This is a genomic window from Clostridium taeniosporum (assembly GCF_001735765.2).
GTDB classification, from domain to species: Bacteria; Bacillota; Clostridia; order Clostridiales; family Clostridiaceae; genus Clostridium; species Clostridium taeniosporum.
Map to the genome: position 1 here is coordinate 628,492 of NZ_CP017253.2, position 18,772 is coordinate 647,263.

The 18,772-nt window shown below is 28.2% G+C and carries 15 protein-coding genes; 14 read left to right on the plus strand and 1 reads right to left on the minus strand.

The features are described from left to right. Nucleotides 1-2 precede the first annotated feature (2 nt). The 6 genes from ssnA (at nucleotide 3) to xdh (ending at nucleotide 8,500) form a co-directional block, all read left to right on the plus strand. Nucleotides 3-1,334: a putative aminohydrolase SsnA gene (gene ssnA / locus BGI42_RS03070; RefSeq protein ID WP_069678912.1), complete on the plus strand. Its 1,332-nt coding sequence runs from the start codon at nucleotides 3-5 to the stop codon at nucleotides 1,332-1,334. A gap of 220 nt (nucleotides 1,335-1,554) precedes the next feature. Continuing rightward, complete coding sequence (locus BGI42_RS03075) at nucleotides 1,555-2,643, plus strand: 4Fe-4S binding protein (RefSeq protein WP_069678913.1); 1,089 nt, start codon at nucleotides 1,555-1,557, stop codon at nucleotides 2,641-2,643. 60 nt (nucleotides 2,644-2,703) lie between these two features. After that, on the plus strand, nucleotides 2,704-3,078 hold the full coding sequence (locus BGI42_RS03080) for a RidA family protein (protein WP_069678914.1): 375 nt from the start codon (nucleotides 2,704-2,706) through the stop codon (nucleotides 3,076-3,078). Nucleotides 3,079-3,137: 59 nt separating this feature from the next. Next, on the plus strand, nucleotides 3,138-3,701 hold the full coding sequence (locus BGI42_RS03085; protein WP_069678915.1) for a nucleoside-triphosphatase: 564 nt from the start codon (nucleotides 3,138-3,140) through the stop codon (nucleotides 3,699-3,701). Between the two features lie 53 nt (nucleotides 3,702-3,754). Next, nucleotides 3,755-5,146 (plus strand): dihydropyrimidinase, encoded by a 1,392-nt coding sequence (gene hydA / locus BGI42_RS03090; protein ID WP_069678916.1) that lies wholly within the window; start codon nucleotides 3,755-3,757, stop codon nucleotides 5,144-5,146. A gap of 792 nt (nucleotides 5,147-5,938) precedes the next feature. Next, nucleotides 5,939-8,500 (plus strand): selenium-dependent xanthine dehydrogenase, encoded by a 2,562-nt coding sequence (xdh, locus tag BGI42_RS03095; protein ID WP_069678917.1) that lies wholly within the window; start codon nucleotides 5,939-5,941, stop codon nucleotides 8,498-8,500. Nucleotides 8,501-8,594: 94 nt separating this feature from the next. Here the strand turns inward: xdh and BGI42_RS03100 are convergent, their stop codons facing one another. Further along, nucleotides 8,595-9,068 (minus strand): nucleoside deaminase, encoded by a 474-nt coding sequence (locus tag BGI42_RS03100; RefSeq protein WP_069678918.1) that lies wholly within the window; start codon nucleotides 9,066-9,068, stop codon nucleotides 8,595-8,597. Nucleotides 9,069-9,676: 608 nt separating this feature from the next. Between BGI42_RS03100 and xdhA the strand changes: the two genes are divergently transcribed. From xdhA to yqeC, 8 genes are all read left to right on the plus strand, one after another. Then, the gene (gene xdhA / locus BGI42_RS03105; protein WP_069678919.1) at nucleotides 9,677-11,977 is read left to right on the plus strand and encodes a xanthine dehydrogenase molybdenum-binding subunit XdhA; all 2,301 of its coding nucleotides are present in this window, start codon (nucleotides 9,677-9,679) and stop codon (nucleotides 11,975-11,977) included. Between the two features lie 17 nt (nucleotides 11,978-11,994). Further along, complete coding sequence (xdhB, locus tag BGI42_RS03110) at nucleotides 11,995-12,873, plus strand: xanthine dehydrogenase FAD-binding subunit XdhB (RefSeq protein ID WP_069678920.1); 879 nt, start codon at nucleotides 11,995-11,997, stop codon at nucleotides 12,871-12,873. After that, nucleotides 12,866-13,342, plus strand: a complete 477-nt coding sequence (gene xdhC, locus BGI42_RS03115) for a xanthine dehydrogenase subunit XdhC (RefSeq protein ID WP_069678921.1) — start codon at nucleotides 12,866-12,868, stop codon at nucleotides 13,340-13,342. The genes xdhB and xdhC overlap by 8 nt, the downstream gene beginning before the upstream one ends. 54 nt (nucleotides 13,343-13,396) lie before the next feature. Continuing rightward, a complete protein-coding gene (locus tag BGI42_RS03120; RefSeq protein WP_069678922.1) occupies nucleotides 13,397-14,746 on the plus strand; it encodes a nucleobase:cation symporter-2 family protein in 1,350 nt (449 codons plus the stop codon). Between the two features lie 247 nt (nucleotides 14,747-14,993). Further along, the gene (locus BGI42_RS03125; RefSeq protein WP_069678923.1) at nucleotides 14,994-16,025 is read left to right on the plus strand and encodes an ABC transporter substrate-binding protein; all 1,032 of its coding nucleotides are present in this window, start codon (nucleotides 14,994-14,996) and stop codon (nucleotides 16,023-16,025) included. Continuing rightward, nucleotides 16,022-17,011 (plus strand): FecCD family ABC transporter permease, encoded by a 990-nt coding sequence (locus tag BGI42_RS03130; protein WP_069678924.1) that lies wholly within the window; start codon nucleotides 16,022-16,024, stop codon nucleotides 17,009-17,011. Before BGI42_RS03125 ends, BGI42_RS03130 begins: the two co-directional genes overlap by 4 nt. Further along, nucleotides 17,008-17,592 (plus strand): ABC transporter ATP-binding protein, encoded by a 585-nt coding sequence (locus tag BGI42_RS03135; protein WP_242984741.1) that lies wholly within the window; start codon nucleotides 17,008-17,010, stop codon nucleotides 17,590-17,592. Before BGI42_RS03130 ends, BGI42_RS03135 begins: the two co-directional genes overlap by 4 nt. A gap of 278 nt (nucleotides 17,593-17,870) precedes the next feature. Then, a complete protein-coding gene (gene yqeC, locus BGI42_RS03140; RefSeq protein ID WP_069678925.1) occupies nucleotides 17,871-18,686 on the plus strand; it encodes a selenium cofactor biosynthesis protein YqeC in 816 nt (271 codons plus the stop codon). The last annotated feature ends 86 nt before the right edge of the window (nucleotides 18,687-18,772 follow it).

Consider the following 18,772-nt stretch of genomic DNA (forward strand, 5'->3'; position numbering starts at 1 on the left):
TAATGCTATTAGTAGGGAACGGAAGAGTAATAACTCAAGATAATGAAAAACCATATTTAGAAAATGGTTGTATTGCAATGAAAGACAATATGATTATAGAAGTTGGTAATACTGATGAGTTAAAAACAAAGTATAAAGATTATGAGTTTATAGATGCAAAAGATAAAGTTATAATGCCTGGATTAATAAATACTCATCATCATATATATAGTGCTTTTGCAAGAGGGCTAATATTAAATAATCCACCTGCTAAAGATCTTATAGATATTCTTAAGAATGTTTGGTGGAAAATAGATAAGAAATTAAATTTAGAAGATGTTAAATATAGTGCTTATACAACCTTAATTGATTGTATTAAAAATGGAGTTACAACAGTATTTGATCATCATGCTAGTCCGATGTCAGCTGGTAGAAGTTTATTTACTATAGCAGATGCAGCTACTCATTTAGGTATTAGAGGAGTTTATGCCTATGAAGTTTCTGATAGAGATGGCGAAAAGATTCTAAATGAAGGTATACAGGAAAACGTTAACTTTATTAAAGATTCAATTAAAAGAAATGATGATATGGTAAAAGGTATGTTTGGGATGCATGCATCATTTACTCTTAGCGATGAAAGTTTAAAAAAGTGCGTAGATAGTATGAAAGGTCTTGAGGCTGGATATCATATTCATGCAGCAGAAGGAATTGAAGATTTAAATCATTGCTTGAAAAATAACGGTAAGAGAGTAATTGAAAGGTTATATGATGTTGGAATATTAGGAAATAAGACAATAGCAGCTCATTGTGTTCATATAAACAAAAGAGAGATTAAAATTTTAAAAGAAACTAATACTAATGTAGTTAATAATCCAGAATCTAATATGGGTAATGCTGTTGGATGTGCTCCAGTAATAGAAATGATTAAAAATAAAGTAGTAGTTGGTCTTGGAACTGATGGATACACATCAGATATGTTTGAATCAATGAAAGTTGAAAATATAATTCATAAACATAATTTATGTGATTCAAATATAGGGTTTGTAGAAACTAATAAAATGATATTTGAAAATAATAGAAACATAGCAGCTAAATATTTTAACAAACCACTTGGTATATTAAAAGAAGGAGCATATGCTGATTTAATAATTGTTGATTATAATCCATTAACACCTATGAATGAACAAAACTTTAATGGTCACATAATGTTTGGAATTAGTGGAAGATGTGTAGATACAACAATTGTTAATGGAAAAGTTATAATGGAAAATAGAAAAATTGTAACATTAGATGAAAATGAAATATTTAAGAAGTCTAGAGAAGTTTCTGAAAGATTATGGAAAAATATTAATTAGAAGGAATTTTTATGAGATCAAAAATATTACATTATAATTTCAATGTAATGTAGTTATTATACTTTATTAGGCATGTGAAGTAGTATTTTTTAAATAGAAACAAAGTATTATAGGTAAATATGTATAGCAATAAAAATGAAATGATATTTATGAGATTAATATAAGAAAGGTACAATAGACAAGATTAGTTTATATGAGGGTTTATAGGGGGAATAGTATTATGGCAAATTTAAAAGTCAATATATTGGGAATGGAATTTAATAATCCAATATTTACAGCAGCAGGTCCAGGTGCAAGAGATGGAGAATTATGTGTTCTTGCAGCAAAGGGAGGTGCAGGTGGATTAGTTACAAAAACTATATCTGAAAAACCAGCAGATGTTCCAAGACCTTGTATGGCAAAAACAAATTCTGGTTTTCTAAATACAGAGCTTTGGTCAGAACTTCCAAAAGAGCAATGGATAGAAAAAGAATATAAAAAAGCAAAAGAAGCAGGAGTTCCAATGATAGTAAGCATGGGATATACTGCAGATCAAATAAAAAAAGTTGCACCTTTAGTAAAACCATATGCAGATGCTGTTGAATTATCAACTCATTATGTTGGAACTGATATTGCTCCAATAGTTGATGCAATGAAGGCAGCTAAATCAGCACTTGATTGTCCTGTATTTATGAAAATGAGTCCTCATACAGATATTCAAAAAATAGCTAAGGCATTAGAAGACGCAGGTGCAGATGGACTTGTAATGATAAATTCATTAGGACCTTGCATGTCAATAGATGTAGAAACAGGATATCCAATTATGGGTAGTCAAACTGGATATGGATGGTTATCAGGATCATCAGTAAAACCGGTAGCTATTAGAAATATTTATGATGCATCAAGGGCAATAAAGATTCCGATAATAGGCGTGGGAGGTATTACTTCTGGTAAAGATGCAGCAGAAATGTTAATGGCAGGTGCACAAGCTGTACAAGTATGTACAGAAGCTATTTTAAAAGGTCCAAGTGTTTATGGAAAAATAGCTAAAGAATTAAGTGAATTCTTAGACAATCATGGATACAAAGATGTTAATGAAATAATAGGACTTGCTCATAAAAAAGCTGATGAAAGAAATTTTAGAACAGAAGCAATAGCACCTACTGTAAATCAAGATGCTTGCATAAAATGTGGAGTTTGTAAAACAAGTTGTGTGTATGATGCAATAGAAGTTTCAAATGAATTAATTATTGATAGTAAAAAATGTTTTGGGTGTGGATTATGCGTAACCAGATGTCCAAAGAATGCATTATCAATGCAATATAAATAATTTTAAAATAGATTATGTAAACAAAGTAATAAAAATATATAGAAAAAAGGAGAAGTTATTATGAAGAAAATAATTAGTACACAAAATGCACCAGAAGCGATTGGTCCATATTCACAAGGGATAATTATAGATAAATTAGTATTTACATCTGGACAATTGCCTATAAATCCGAAAACAAAAGTATTAGAGACAGAAATAAGACAAGCAACTAAGCAAAGTATAGAAAATTGTAAAGCTATTTTAGAAAATGCAGGTTCAAAACTTGAAAATGTAGTAAAAACTACAGTTTTTGTAAGAGATTTAAATGATTTTTCCGCTGTAAATGAAGTGTATTCAAAATATTTTACACAAAATTTCCCCGCAAGAAGTTGTGTGCAAGTAGCTAAATTACCAATGGATGCTCCAGTAGAAATAGAGGTAATTGCTACATTATAACTAATATGATGAGGTAGAATATCTACCTCATCATATTAATTATAAAAGTAATTTTAGTTATGTATAAAAATATATTTATTACAGGTAAAATACAATGCGGAAAAAGTACACTAGTTAATAAAATACTAAATGAATTAACAATTTCATATTCAGGATATAGAACTTTACCTTATTATGAAAATGAGAAAAAAAGTGGTTACTATATAGAAGGGGTTAATTTAAGAAGTAAATTAAAAGATAAGATTTCAAGAAATACATCATTAGAAAAATGTATAGTTCTTGCTAAAGGGTTTGATATTACTGGTGTAAATATATTAAAGAGAAGTATAGAAGATGAGATGTCTAAAATAATATTATTAGATGAGGTTGGAATTTTAGAAAAATGTTGTCCAAAATTTATAGAATTAATAAATAAGTGTTTGGATAGTAAAAAAATAGTAATAGGAGTGTTGAAAAAAAAGGACGATGAATTCTTAAAGAGAATAAGTGAAAGAAAGGATACTTTTATTATAGATATAGAAAAAAGTACGGATGAAGAAAGAGAAATTATGAAAAAACGAATTGTTGAATACATAGAATATATAAAGAATGTATTTAGAGGTATTGAAATTTTGGATAACTAGCTTAATTTAAAGATAGTTTTTTAAAAAGCATTTTATAAAACGAGGTGGTAAGAATGTCTTTATTAATAAAAAATGGAACTGTAATAACTGCCAGTGATATTTATAATGGAGATATTTATATTGAAGACGGTATTATAAGGGAAATTGGTATTAATCTTGAAAAAAAATCTGATGAAATAGTAGATGCTAAAGGTAAATATGTTATTCCAGGAGGAGTAGATGTTCATACTCATTTAAACTTGGATGTAGGAATATCTGTTGCAAATGATGATTTTTATACAGGAACAGTTGCAGCAGCTTGTGGTGGAACAACTACTGTTGTAGATCATATGGGGTTTGGACCTAAGGGATGTAATTTAAAGCATCAAGTAGATGTTTATCATGGATATGCTGATGATAAATGTGTAATAGATTATAGTTTTCATGGTGTTGTTCAACATGTAAATGATAGCATAATTGATGAAATGAAGAGAATAGTTGAAGAAGAAGGAATACCAAGTTTTAAAGTCTATTTAACCTATGATTATATGATTGATGATAAAGGGGTACTTAAAGTTTTAAATAAACTAAAAGAATTAAAAGGTATTATGACTGTTCATTGTGAGAATGATGGTAGTATAAAATTATTAAAGGAAAATTATATAAAAAAAGGACTCACTGGACCATTATATCATTATCTAAGTAGACCTGTTGAAAGTGAAGCAGAAGCTGTGAATAGAATGATAAATATGGCATCAATAGTAAGAGATGCACCACTTTATATAGTTCATTTATCATCAGAGTTAGGATTAGATTATGTAAAAATGTCAAAAGAAAGAGGGCAAAGAGTATTTGCAGAAACATGTCCACAATATTTAGTATTAGATGAAAGTAAATATAATTTACCAAATAATGAATCATTAAAATATATAATTAGTCCTCCATTAAGATCAAAAAGAGATATAGAAAAATTATGGAAAGGAATTAATGATGGCTATATACAAACTATAGCATCAGATCATTGTCCATTTTCTTTTAAAGAAGATAAACAAAAAGGAAAAGATGACTTTACTAAATGTCCAAATGGAGCTCCTGGAATTGAGGAAAGAATTCCACTTATATTTTCTGAAGGAGTTATGAAAGGTAGAATTAATTTAAATAAGTTTGTAGATTTATGTTGTACAAAGCCAGCTAAAATATTTGGATTATATCCAAAGAAAGGTAGTATACAAGTTGGTTCAGATGGAGATATAGTAATAATTGATCCAGAAAAAGAAATTACTATATCAAATTCTAATTTACATTCTAATGTTGATTATTCTGCTTATGAAGGAATAAAGGTAAAAGGTTATCCAATAATGACTATTTCACGTGGAGAAATAATAGTTAAAGATAATAAGTTTATAGGAAAAAAAGGATATGGTAAATTTATTAAAAGATCAAAGGTTGATTTAAATAATATATAAAATATTTTTAAGTACATTATAGTCATATATAATAATTATGTTTATAAATATTTATAAGCACATTAGAGAAAACAACAAGTTAGAGTATATTATTTTACAAGAGCTTGTTTTATCTTTGATGTGCATTTTTTAATATATAGGAAAATATAAAAGTTTTAAAGATTGATAAAATCTAGGCTAAACCAAGTATTAGTTGAGATAGGAGAGTGGAAAGTTTAGAGTTAATAACTGTGAAATAAAAGCGTGGCACAGTCATTTTTGTTATCTATAAATATTGAAATTTAAATTTGTCAAGGGCAGTTTTAGTTGTTAGATATTTTTATAGAATTTGCTATAAAATAATAAGACGAAGTTATCAAAATGATAAAGAATTTATCTTTTTGATAATTTCAATAAATATTTTTGATTAATAATATGTAATCTAATAATTATTAATTACCAGAATGATAAAAAATAATTATATTAAAAAATTTAACCTGTAATTAATTATTAAATTTATAAAAAATATTATTATTTAAGAAAAATATACGTATATTTATTTATAATTAATAAAAAATTAGAACAAAAACTTTAAAAGAACTATGATTTGATTTTGGCATGAAATATGCTATTACTAGTAATAAAATGGAATATTATATTTGTATAATATTAGATAAAATTTGTTTAAGAATATTGAAAATTATTGGTTATAATATGGCTATTACATTAGGTGAATATATTATAATTTATAGATTAAAAATAAACTATGGAATATTAAAAAGGGAAATTTGAAGTTATGAGGAGTGATAAGATTTGTTTAAATTCATTCTTAATGGTCAAGAAAAATGTGTAGATGAAAATAAGAAACTTTTAAAATATTTGAGAGATGATTGTAATATAACATCTGTAAAAAATGGATGTTCAGAAGGGGCTTGTGGAACATGCATGGTTATAGTGGATGGAAAAGCTATGAAGTCTTGTATTCTTACTATTGAAAAAGTGAATGGAAAAAGAATAACAACAATAGAAGGATTTAGTGAGCGAGAAAGAGATGTATTTGCTTATGCTTTTACTCAAGCTGGTGCAGTACAATGTGGATTTTGTATACCAGGAATGGTTATTAGTGCAAAAGCTTTGTTTAATAGGACTTTACAACCAACAAGAGAAGAAATTAAGAAGGCATTAATAGGGAATATATGCAGATGTACAGGCTATGTAAAAATAGAAAAAGCAATTATGATGGCAGCAGAAATATTTAGAGAAAATAAAGAAGTTCCTAAAGTTAAATGTAAAGGTTTAATAGGAGAACCTATGGCAAGAGTTGATGCAAAAGATAAAATTTTAGGTGCAGGTGAATATACAGATGATATAAGAATTAATGAAATGATTTATGGTGTTGCTTTAAGAAGTAAGTATCCTAGAGCTTTAGTAAAGAGTATGGATATAACAGAAGCAGAAAAAATTAAAGGAGTAATTAAAATTGTAACTGCAGAAGATATTCCAGGAAAAAGATATTTAGGTCATCTTAAAAAAGATACTCCAGCATTAATAAAAGTAGGAGAAGAAACAAGGTATCTTGGAGATACTGTTGCTTTAGTTGCTGCAGAAACAGAAGAAATTGCTAGAGAAGCCTTAAAACACATAAAAATAGAGTTTCAGGAGTTAGAACCAATATCATCTCCAGAAGACGCTTTAAAGGACAGTGCTCCAAAGATACATGAAGGTGGAAATATTCTAGTACATGAGCATTTAGTAAGAGGAAATGCTGATGAAGCAATAAGGAATTCTAAATATGTTGTTACAAATAAGTATAGTGTACCATTTACTGAACATGCTTTTTTAGAACCAGAAGCAGCGGTGGCAGTTCCAGATGGAAAAGATGGATTAATAGTTTATACAGGAACTCAAAGTATATATGATGATTTTAGAGAGATAAGTTCACTATTAAACTTAGAAGAAGATAAATTAAGAATTATTTCAAAATATGTAGGAGGAGGATTTGGTGGCAAAGAAGATATGAGTTGTCAACATCATACAGCACTACTTGCATATCTTACTAAAAGACCAGTAAAAATGTGCCTTACAAGACAAGAAAGTATAATAGTTGATACTAAAAGACATGCTATGGAGATGGAATTTACAACAGCGTGTGATGAAAATGGAAAATTAACCGGAATGAAAGCAAAAATAATAGCTGATACAGGAGCATATGCATCTCTTGGAGGACCAGTTCTTCAAAGAGCATGTACTCATGCAGCAGGTCCATACAATTATCAAAATATGATTGTTGATGGAACAGCAGTTTATACAAATAATACTCCAGGAGGAGCTTTTAGAGGATTTGGAGTAACACAATCAGCATTTGCAACAGAATGTAATTTAAATCAATTAGCAGAAATGGTTGGTATAGATCCTTTTGAAATAAGAATGTTAAATGCAATAAAACCAGGACAAGTTCTTCCAAATGGTCAAATAGCTGATGAAGGAACTGCTTTAGTTGAAACATTAGAAGCTGTTAAAGATATTTATTATAGCAATAAATATGTTGGAATAGCCTGTGCATTTAAAAATTCAGGTATTGGTGTTGGTCTGCCAGATACAGGAAGGTGTAAGGTTGGAGTAATGGATGGAAAAGTTCATATAAGGACTTCAGCGGCTTGTATGGGTCAAGGTGTAGGAACTGTGGTTGTACAAGTTGTTGGTGAAGTTTTAGGAATACCTGCATCTAAAATAATTTATGAAACTCCTGATACTCAAATAACTCCAGATTCAGGAACATCAACAGCTTCAAGACAAACAGTATTCACAGGGGAGGCTACAAGGATTGCAGCATTAAAATTAAAAGATGCATTAAAAGGAAAAACATTAGAACAATTAGAAGGTATAGAATTCTTTGGAGAATATACAGGAGTTACAGATAAAATGGGTAGTCCTAAAGAAAATCCAGTAAGTCATGTTGCCTATGGATATGCAACTCAAGTTGTTGTTATTGATGAACAAGGAAAGCTAAAAAAAGTAGTTGCAGCTCATGATGTTGGAAAAGCAATAAATCCTAAGAATGTAGAAGGACAAATTGAAGGTGGAGTTGTTATGGGACTAGGTTATGCATTAACAGAAGATTATAGAATAGAAAAGTCAGTTCCTAAAGTAAAATTTGGAACACTAGGACTTTTAAGAGCAACACAAATACCTGAAATTACACCTATTATAATAGAAAAAAATACTCAAGAACTATCTTTTGGAGCAAAAGGAATTGGAGAAATTACATGTATACCAACAGCACCAGCAGTCCAAGGAGCTTATTATAAGTTAGATGGAATATTTAGAAAGGAATTACCATTAAAAAATACATTTTATAAAAAAGCTAAAAAATAATATATAAAGTATTTTATAGAAATAAAAGGGGTTGTCTTTAAAAAAATTTAAAGACAACCTCTAATTATATTTATTTAATTAATTTTAGGAGATATCAATAATTAGTTTTATTTTGACTATTTGTCCACATCTCAAATGCAGTCATGCAATTAGATTTATCTATTTGCTCTAAATCTAATATATTTTTGTTATTACAATCATTTTTTAAAAAGCTTAATATATGTTCATCTCTAAATCCTATATTAGCAGCATCTTTAACTGTACAACCATAATAAACTTTTGATATGTTAGCCCATATTATTGCTGACATACACATTGGACATGGTTCAGATGTTGTATATAATTCACATCCACTTAAGTCAAATGTAGATAATTTATTGCAAGCTTGCCTTATTGCATTTATTTCACCATGTGCTGTAGGATCATTAGTACTAACTACGGTATTATTTGCAATAGCTATAATTTTTCCATCTTTTACAATTGCAGCACCAAAAGGTCCACCTTCTGAATTTAACATACCTTCCTTACACTTATTTACACATAAATCCATTATATCTTTTTTTTGCATTTGAATATCCTCCATAATTATGATAAAGCTCTAATAGAACTCTCTAAATATACATTGAATTAATTAACAATTATAGCAATTATTATGCCATTATAATTTAAGTTTAATATATTTAAATTTAATGTATTTATGCCATTTAAACATTAAACATCAAAAGTTTAATTTTTCATTAAAATAGATTTATTAAATTAAAATTATCAAAATGATAATATAAGTTATCGTTTTGATAATTTCAACAAATGCAATATTACTGAGAATATGTATCTTTATGATTTTAAATTACCAAAATGATAAAAATATATATTTTAAAAATGGAAAATTCCAATAATCATGTAAACAATTACTTATGCTTGTTAAAAATTTTTTATTATATGAAAAGAGAGGTTCTTAAAATTAATTAATAAAGTAATAGAAAATTAGTACATAAGCACGAAAAAGCTTATAAGTATGGCTTTGGCATGAAATATGCTATGTACTTAGTAATATAAAGGGGTATTTTTTTATATGTTAGGATATTGAAGTACTTAACATATAAGTACATTTTAATGAAAATATGTTAAAATATAGTAAATACAATTTATGTAAGATGAATTTTATGGAGGTGTAATATGACTAAGAATATAGTAGGGAGTAGTGTAATTCGATGTGATGCTGTGGCCAAAGTTACTGGGAAAGCAAAGTATGTGGATGATTTTTTTGTAAGTGATATGTTGATAGGTAAAGTTTTAAGGAGCCCTTATGCTCATGCTATAGTTAAAAATATAGATACTAGTAAGGCAAAAGCGTTAGAAGGTGTAGAAGCAGTTATTACTTATGAAGATTTACCCAAAATTAAATTTGGTACTGCTGGTCATCCCTGGTCCTTAGATCCTAATCATAGAGATATAGAGGATAGGTTAATTCTTACTAATAAAGCTAGATTTGTTGGAGATGCAATCGCAGCAGTAGTAGCAGTAGATGAAATAATAGCAACAAAAGCTTTAGAACTTATAGATGTTAATTATGATGTTCTTGAACCAATAATAAATAGTGAGGATGCTTTAAAAGAAAATGCACCAATAATTCATGAGGAAAGACCAGATAATATTTTAAGTTCTTTTGGATCAGAAATTGGAAATGTAGAAGAAGATTTTAAAAAAGCAGATAGAATATTTGAAGGAAATTTTGAAACTAGTATAGTTCAACATTGTCATATGGAAAATCATAGTGCTTATGCCTATGTAGATAGTGAGGATCGTATAGTTATAGTTTCTTCAACTCAAATTCCTCATATTGTAAGAAGAGTTGCAGGACAAGCTCTTGGAATACCTTGGGGAAAAATAAAAGTTATTAAGCCTTACGTTGGTGGTGGATTTGGAAATAAACAAGATATAGTTCTTGAACCATTAACTGCAGCTATGTCTCTTGCCGTTGATGGAAGACCAGTTAAGTATACATTAGATAGAGAAGAATGTTTTATTGATACAAGAACAAGGCATTCTATGAAAATTAAATTTAAAACCGCAGTATCAAAGGAGGGAAAATTATTATCATTAGATATAAAGAATCTTGTAAATAATGGAGCTTATGCATCACATGGTCATTCTGTTGCTTTAAGTGCTGGTGGAAAATTTAGAGGTGTATATGATTTTAAATCAATAAAATATAGCCCAATAACAGTATATACAAACTTACCAGCAGCAGGTGCAATGAGAGGATATGGAGCACCACAAATGTGTTATGCATTAGAAAGTCATATAGAAGATATATGTAAAGCCCTTAATGTTGACCCAATAGAATTTAGGATTAAAAATTTTGTTAATGAAGGTTATGTTGAACCACTTAGTAAAAATTCAGTTCGTTCTTTTGCATTACCACAATGTATGGAAAAAGGTAAAGAATTAATTAAATGGAATGAAAAAAAGAAAGAATATAAAGAGTATAATGCTGAAAATAAGGATAAAAAAAGAGGCGTAGGTATGGCGTGCTTTAGTTATTTTACTGGAACACATCCTGTATCGTTAGAACCAGCTGGAGCAAGAATTGTAATGAATCAAGATGGATCAGTTCAATTACAGATAGGAGCAACCGAAATAGGTCAAGGAAGTGATACAGTTTTTGGTCAAATGGTGGCTGAAATTCTTGGATTAAAAATAGATATGGTACATGTTATTTCTATGCAAGATACAGATATAACTCCTTTTGATACAGGCTCATATGCATCAAGACAAACATTTGTAAGTGGAGCAGCAGTTAAGAAGTGTGCATTAGAAGTTAGAGGTAAAGTGTTAGAATTTGCAAGTAGTAAATGTGGATTACAACCTAGTGAACTAGATATTGTAGATTGTAAAATCATAGAAAAAAAATTAGGTAGGATAATATGTCCACTTGAGGAAATTGCTATGGAATCATATTATGATAGAATTAAATGCTGCCCTATAACTAGTGACACATCGGTTAATGTTAGAATTAATGCAATAGCATATGGAGCTACTTTTGTAGCAGTAGAAGTTGATATCAAGACAGGTAAGATAGATGTTTTAGAAATATATAATATACATGATTCAGGTATGATTATGAATCCTATGTTGGCTGAAGGACAAGTACATGGGGGAGTAAGTATGGGACTTGGATATGCTTTATCAGAACAAATGTTATTTGACGAGAAAACTGGTAAGCCATTAAATAATAATCTTTTAGATTATAAATTACAAACAATAATGGATACTCCTACTATTGGATCAGCATTTATTCAAAAATATGAACCAGCAGGTGGATTTGGTCAAAAATCTATTGGAGAAAATACTACAGTTTCACCAGCACCAGCTGTTCGTAACGCTGTTTTAGATGCTACTGGTGTTGCATTTAATAAAATACCAATGAATCCACAATCTGTTTTTGAAAAATTCAATCAAGTTGGATTAGTGTAGTATTAGGAGGGGTTAAAATGTTTGATATTAAGGATATATTAGAACCGGAAACTTTAGAAGAAGCATTAGAGTTATTAGATGAAAATAAGCAACTTAAAATAATAGCTGGAGGTACAGATGTTTTAATAAAATTGCATCATCATAGAATGAAAGATGCAGAATTATTAAGTATTAGAAAGATAAAAGGTATTGATGATATTAATATGTTAGATGATGGATCAATAGAAATTGGAGCTATGGCATCATTTTCTAAAATATTTAGAAATGATATTATACAAAAGTATATAAAAGTATTAGCAGAAGGAGCAGTTTCCATGGGAGGACCACAAATTAGAAACATGGCTACCATAGGTGGAAACGTTTGTAACGGAGCTGTTTCTGCAGATAGTGCACCGTCATTATTTGCTCTTAATGCTAAATTAAAAATTAAGAATAAGAATAGTGAGAGAATTGTTCCTATAGAGGAGTTTTATTTAGGACCAGGGAAAGTGGATATTAAAAGTAATGAGATATTAACTAATTTAATAATTAAAAAAGAAGATTATGAGAATTTAAAAGGTAACTATATAAAGTTTAGTAATAGAAAAGCTATGGATATAGCTATGGTTAGTGTAGCTGTTTTATCTTCAATTGAAGATGGTAAATTTAATGATTTAAGGATTGCATTAGGTGTATCAGCACCAACGCCTATAAGATGTAACGAAGCAGAGAATTATGCAAAAGGAATTGAGGCAACAGAAGAAAATATCAAAAAAATTTCTGAACTTGCAGTTAAATCATCAAAATCAAGAAATTCATGGCGTGCATCTAAGGATTTTAGAGAGCATTTAATTAAAGAATTAACTAAAAGAGGAATAAAAAAGACTATGGAAGTAGAAGGTGAAGAAAATGAGTAATGTAGAAATGAAGAAAATATCAATGAACGTAAATGATAAATCTTATATTTTAGAAGTTGATATAAGGGAATCTTTACTTGATGTTTTAAGAAATAGATTACATTGTACAGGTGTAAAATGTGGATGTCATGTTGGAGAGTGTGGAGCTTGTACTGTATTAATTGATGGAGTTCCTACTGATTCATGTATATATATGGCAGTTTGGGCAGATGGTAAAAGCATTGTAACTATTGAAGGTGTTAAGAAGGATGGAAATTTATCTAAAGTTCAGCAAGCTTTTATTGATGAAGGAGCAGTTCAATGTGGTTTTTGTACACCAGGATTAGTATTAACATCTACAGCACTTGTTAATAGTGGAAAAAAATATACTGATGCAGAAATAAAAAGAGAAATTTCAGGTCATTTATGTCGTTGTACAGGCTATCAAAAGATATTTAATGCTACTAAGAAATCTTTAGAACGAAAATAAGGTTAGATAAAAAGTTGAAAATATGATAGTGATGGTTTAGGGGGAAATAAAAATATGAAGTCAAATAAGGAATCAAAAAAAGATTCTGAATTTAATGTTAAAGCTGATCAGGTTTCAAACATTAAATTAATGTATGGAGTTAATGATAAACCAAGTATTCTAACTCAAATTTTATTAGGTGTACAACATATATTTGCAGCTTTTGGTGGAATTATAGTTGTACCATTAGTAATTTCAAGTAGTTTAGGTTTTGATGTTAAAACATCAACAACTTTAATTAGTACTTCAATTTTAGCCGCTGGTATTGTAACCATTATTCAAGCAAGAGGAATTGGACCTATTGGAGCAAGAGTTGCATGTATAATGGGAACTGATTTTACATTTGTAACACCATCAATAGCTGTTGGATCAGTAGCAGGACTTCCAGGAATAATAGGAGCTACTATTTTAGGCTCATTTGTAGAAATTATTTCTAGTTTTTTTATTAAACCACTTATGAAGCTTTTTCCACCACTAGTAACTGGTACAGTAATTTGTTTAATAGGATTAACATTACTTCCAGTATCAATAGATTGGGCAGCAGGAGGTGTAGGATCACCCACATATGGCAGCTTACAAAATATTTTAATTGCTATATGTATAATGAGTATTACATTATTATTAAATCATTATGGTAAAGGTATGTTAAGTACAGCATCTATTTTAATAGGAATGATAGTTGGATATATTATTTGTATACCATTTGGAATGGTTGATTTTTCTGTAGTTCGTGAAGCAAATTGGTTATCTTTGCCTAAGATATTTCAATATGGAGTAGATTTTAATATTAAAAATGTTATATCATTTGTACCTGCGTACTTTGTTACTACCATTGAAACAGTAGGATGTTTAAAAGCTATTGTACAAGTATCAGGAATAAAGGATGATAATAATAGAATTGGACAAGGAATTTTAGCAGATGGTGTAGGTAGTATATTAGCAGGATCATTAGGTACATTTCCTAATACTTCTTTTAGCCAAAATGTAGGATTAATACCATTAACTAAAGTAGCTAGTAGATATGTAGTAATTATGGCTGGAATACTATTAGTTATATTGGGATTATTTCCTAAATTTGCGGCATTAATTAATATCATGCCACAACCTGTATTAGGAGGTGTTGGAATTGTTATGTTTGGTACAGTTGCTGCATCTGGGATTCAAACATTAAGTAGAGTTAAGCTAACCAATCGTAATTTATTAATAATAGCAGTATCTATAGCATTAGGTCTTGGAGTAACTTTTAGACCAGATTTTGTAGCACAATTACCACAAGGTGCAAAAATGATATTTACTTCAGGAATTTCAACAGGAACAATTACTGCATTAATTTTAAATCTAATATTAAAAGAAAGGGATGTATAGTTAGTATAAAACAATTATGAATCTTATAGATAAATTTAAAAAAATATATAGTTTGATTAATTATTAGTAGATTAAAGTTAAAGATTTTATATCAAACCTAGTATTTTATTTATACTAGGTTTGATTTTAATTAAAATAAAAGTAAAAATAAATAACATCTTAAACAAAAATGTAAAATATATACTGGGAATAAAACTATATATATGTAATAATATAACTGGTATACAAAATAAGGAAGGGGTACAGTATGAGAAAGTTAAAAAGAGTTTCATCCATGTTGTTAGCATTTGTATTAATAACAACTTTTTTTATTGGATGTGGAAAAAGTAAAGAAACAATAAGTAAAGTGGACAAAACTATTACTGTTGAGGATCAATTAGGAAGGAAAGTAAAGATAAAGGCAGATGTAGATAAGATAATTTCAAGTTATCCTATTACAACATCACTTTTGGTAGCCTTAGGTCTTAAGGATAAACTTGCAGGTATTGAAATGAAGCCTAAAGATAGAGAACTTTATAGAAGAGTTGCACCGGAGTTTTTAGATAAACCACAAGTTGGTTCTGCTAAAAGTGTAAATGTAGAAGAATGTGCAAAAATAAATCCAGATTTAGTTATAATGCCAACTAGAACTAAAGAAATGATCCCTAAATTTGAAGAACTTAATATACCAGTTATAGCGGTAGAACCAGAATCATTAGATTCATTTCTAGATTGTGTAAAGCTTTTAGGGAAATCTACAAATACAGAGGAAAGAGCAAATGAAATAGTAAAATATTATAAAGATAATTTAGAAAAAGTAAAGAAAATAAATGAAAATAGTAGTAATAAACCTAAGGTTTATTTATCAGGAAGTTCAAGTGTTTTAAGAACATGTACATCAAAAATGTATCAAAATTATATGATAGAAGCTTCTGGTGGAAATAATGTAACTTCATCTCTTCAAGATGGTTATTGGGTAGATATATCAGCAGAACAATTATTAGCTTATAATCCAGATATTATTTATATAGTTCAATATGCTAAATATGGTGTAGATGATGTTCTTAATGATGAAAGATTAAAAGATATAAATGCTGTAAAGAATAAGAAAGTTTTTGTTATTCCATCAGTAATAGAACCTTGGGATTATCCAACTCCATCATCAATTTTAGGTATTCTTTGGATGACAAATAATATTAATCCAGATAAATATTCAAAAGAAGAATTTGAAAAGACAGCCAAAGATTTTTATAAAAAATTCTTCAATTTAGAAGTGGACAATAAGGATATCGGAATATGAAGTTAAGGTGTTCTAAAATTATAAGTAGCATTGTTCTACTACTATTAATAATTACATCTCTATTAATAGGAAGATATTATATTAAACCAATAGATATAATAAATACTATGTTACATGGAAAATCTAATTCATTAGAATTTAATTTAATATGGAACATAAGATTTTCAAGAGTAGTATTAGTTTTAATAAGTGGAGCTGCATTATCATTATCAGGAATTGTTTTTCAAAGTATATTTCAAAATCCTATAGTATCTGCTGACGTACTTGGTGTAAGTTCGGGAGCTTCGTTAGGTGCAGCAATTGCCATAATTTTTTTACCTTTTTCTCCAATAATAATTCAAGTTATGGCTTTCTCTTTTGGAATAGGAGCAGTGATTTTTTCATTGCTCTTATCTAGGCAAATGAGAAGTAATAGAATATTAGCTCTTATTATAGCAGGGATTGTAACAGGAGCAATATCATCATCATTTTTAATGATTATAAAGTACTTGGCAGATCCATATAAGGAATTACCATCAATAGATTTTTGGTTAATGGGAGGATTTTATAATAGTACATGGAGCAAGGTATTCTATGTACTTATGTTAACTACCATATCATCAATAATATTATTTTTATTTAGATGGAGATTAAAAGTACTTACTATGGGAGATGATCAAGCAAAATTATTAGGAGTAAACGTTAAAGTTATTAGAGTAATTGCTATATTTTGTGCAACTCTTTTAGTATCAACTGTAGTATCTGTAGCTGGGATTATAAGTTGGATAGGTTTACTAGCACCTCATATAGTAAAGTTTTATGCTAAAGATGATATATCAGAGGTTATGGGGTTAACAATGATTGTTGGAGCTATAATACTTATAATAGCTGATACTATTGCAAGAAGTTTAACTTCAGTAGAAATTCCTGTTAGTATATTAACTTCACTAGTTGGTGCACCTTTTTTAGTTTATATTCTTAATCGAAAGGAAAATATTATTAGATGAAAAACGATTTAGAAATAAATAATTTAACTGTAAATTATTCAAATAAAATAGTTTTAAAGAACATAAATTTAGTACTTAATAAAGGAGAAGTTACAATTCTTTTAGGATTAAATGGAGCTGGAAAAACAACTTTATTAAAATCTATGATTGGGCTTATAGAAAGTATTACTGGTGAAGTAATCTATGATAATAAGGATTTATTAAAACTTTCGAATAAAGATAGAGGAAAATTAATATCTTATATTCCTCAAAATTTGCATACAAATCAGAATTATAGTGTAAAAGATGTTGTACTTATGGGCATTACACCATATTTGGGAGTGTTTGATATGCCGAGTAAAGAACATTATAAGTTAGTTGATGATATTTTGAAAAAATTAAATATAGAATATTTAAAAGATAAGTATATAAGTGAAATTAGTGGAGGAGAAAGAAGACTTGTTTATTTAGCAAGGATATTTATTCAAAATGCTAGTATCATACTTTTGGATGAACCGAATACTTTTTTAGATTATGTAAAACAACATGAATTTTTTAAATTTATTAGTAACTTAATAAAAAAAACAATCTTATTAATTTAATAACAGTTCATGATATTAATTTAGCATTAAGATATGCTGATAAGATAGTAATACTAAGTTCAAACGAAATCGTTGATATTATTGATTGCAGAATTCAAGGATATGAAAAAAAATTCATAAATTTAATGGAAGAAATTTATAATAAAAAACTTGAAATTGCTTATACAAAGTTTGGACCAGTTATAGTCTGTTAATTAAAAAAATATGATTTTTGTTAAGGGTTTAATTAATAAAGTTTAACTTTTTAAAAGTGCATAAAGGAGATAGGTTAACATAATATGAAAATTTTTAAGTGTAAAGACAGAAAAATAAATCAAATGAAATCATTGATAGAAGCATTAAATATAGATGTTAATAAAAAAATGATAATCTCATTTGTTGGGGGTGGAGGCAAGACAACCTCAATATATGAATTAGGGAATGAGTTAAGTAAATTGGGAAAGAAGGTTATTATAACTACTACAACACATATGCAAATGCCTGAAAGAAATTTTGTTTTAACAGATAAAAAAGATGATATTTTAAATTTATTAAATAGTGAAAATATGATTACTGTAGGGCAAAAGTGTATTAATAAGTCTAATGATTGTAAAGATAAAAATTTAGTAAATAAAGAGAAGGTTATAGCTAATAAGAAAATAAATAGAGAGAAGATACAAGGATTTTCAATTGAATTTACTAGAAATTTAATAAAATATTGTGATTTTTTATTAATAGAAGCAGATGGTGCTAAAAGATTACCATTAAAAATTCCTGCAGAGCATGAACCAGTAATATTAGATAATAGTAATTTGGTTGTGGGAGTATGTGGAATTGATTCAGTTGGTAAAAGTATTAGAGAAACTTGTCACAGGAAAGAATTAGTTGCAAAATTTTTAGGCTTAGATGAGAATCATAAAATTAATGAAGAAGATATAGCTAAAATTTTATCAAGTGAAAAAGGTCAAAAGAAAAATGTTAAATGTGATTATAAAATAATTGTGAATAAAGTAGATGATGAGAAGAGATTAGATATAGGTAAGAATATTTTTAAAGAACTTTTAAAATTAGGAGTTAATGAATTAGTATTAACAAGTTTTAAAGATAATATTTAAAATATAATTTTATCTTAGTTATTTTTTATGAGATGTTAATATATAAGGTTAAATAAAATTAGAATTTTAATATAAAATTATTAAAA